Source organism: Nonomuraea lactucae (assembly GCF_003313395.1).
GTDB classification, from domain to species: domain Bacteria; phylum Actinomycetota; class Actinomycetes; order Streptosporangiales; family Streptosporangiaceae; genus Nonomuraea; species Nonomuraea lactucae.
Genome location: NZ_QNFZ01000500.1, coordinates 1 through 1,402, shown reverse-complemented (window position 1 = coordinate 1,402; position 1,402 = coordinate 1). Strand labels below are relative to the sequence as shown.

Below are 1,402 nucleotides of genomic sequence, written 5' to 3'. Positions count from 1 at the left end.
GACGGCGACGATCGCGTCGCCCTCGCGTACGGCGACGCCGGGTGCGAGCAGCGGCGAGCGCGCGTCGTGGTCGGACGTCTCGCCGGGCAGGATCCGCGCGACCCGCCACGTGCCGTCCGCGTCCCTGTCCAGGTCGGCGCCGAGCAGGCCCTGGCGGCGGCGGGGGTCGCCGGGCGAGCCGTTGGCGCGGGCGTAGGCGTGGGAGGTGCCGAGCTCCCCCTGCACCTCCCAGAGCAGGTCGATCAGCTCGGAGTAGGAGCCGATCCGCTCGGTCAGCGGCAGGTAGCGGTCGAGCGCCGCCTGCCAGTCGACGCCGTTCATGTCGGAGCGCCAGAAGTGGTCGCGCATGAGCCGGCCGGCCTCCAGGTAGCCCTGACGCCACTCGGCGACCGGGTCGAGCTGGACGGTGACCCGGTCGAGGTCGATGGTGACGACCTCGTCGCCCTCGCCGGCCGAGCGGGTCTGCAGGCCGTTCTTGCCGTTGAGGACGAGCCGGGTGCCGTCGCCGCTGACCTCGAACGCCCGCAGCTCCTTGCCCAGCTCGGCCTTGCCGCGCTTCTTGAGGTCGTAGCGTTCGAGGACGACCTCGCCGGTCGGTTCGGTGCCGTCGCCGAGCTGGCCGGCCACCGGGAAGCGGAGCCAGATCAGCGCGTCCTTGGCGGTGCGCAGGTTGTCGTAGCGGCCGGCGGGGACCGGCACGGGCACGACGCGGGAGGCGATCCCCTCGGGGTCGACCTCGGTGCGCGGGGGCGCGTCGTCCTTCTTCTCCTCCTGCGCGGGCTTGTCGTCCTCGCCGTTGAACCCGCGTCCCTGCAGGCTCGGGTCGAACGGCGAGGGCGTCGTCGCCCGCAGGGGCACCATGTACGGCCGGCAGCCGGAGGGGAAGGCCAGGTCGAACACGTGCGCGTCGTACACCGGGTCGAACGTCCGCACCGACAGGAAGGCCAGGTGCCTGCCGTCCTTGGTGAACACCGGGTCGTAGTCGGCGAAGCGCACCGAGGTCACGTCGATGACGGACGTGCCGTCGACGCGGCCCATCCTGATCTGCGACAGCGGCTCCTGGTGCGGGTGCACCCAGGCCAGCCAGGCGGAGTCGGGCGAGAACGTCAGCCCGCCGATGTCGCCGTGCGCGGTGCGGTCGAGCTCCCTGAGCTGCCCGGACTCGACGTCGACGAGCAGAAGCCGCCCGTCGTGGGTGGCCACGGCCACGTGTTCGCCGTCGGGCGCGGCGGCCAGGTCGAGCACCCGGCCGAGCTCTCCGGCGGCCAGCGCGCGGATCTCGCCGCCGGGCGTGCCGATCTCCAGCCCGTCCTCGCCGGTGGCGTCGGACACCCAGACCGCCCGGCCGTCGCCGCCGAGCACGCGCGGCAGGCGTACCCGCACTCCCGGCTCCACGCGCAGG

At 74.0% G+C, this 1,402-nt stretch carries 1 protein-coding gene; it reads right to left on the bottom strand.

The window, feature by feature from the left end:
• A partial coding sequence (locus tag DQW85_RS23005) for a PDZ domain-containing protein (RefSeq protein WP_205315335.1) occupies window positions 1–1,402 on the bottom strand: 1,402 nt, incomplete at both ends.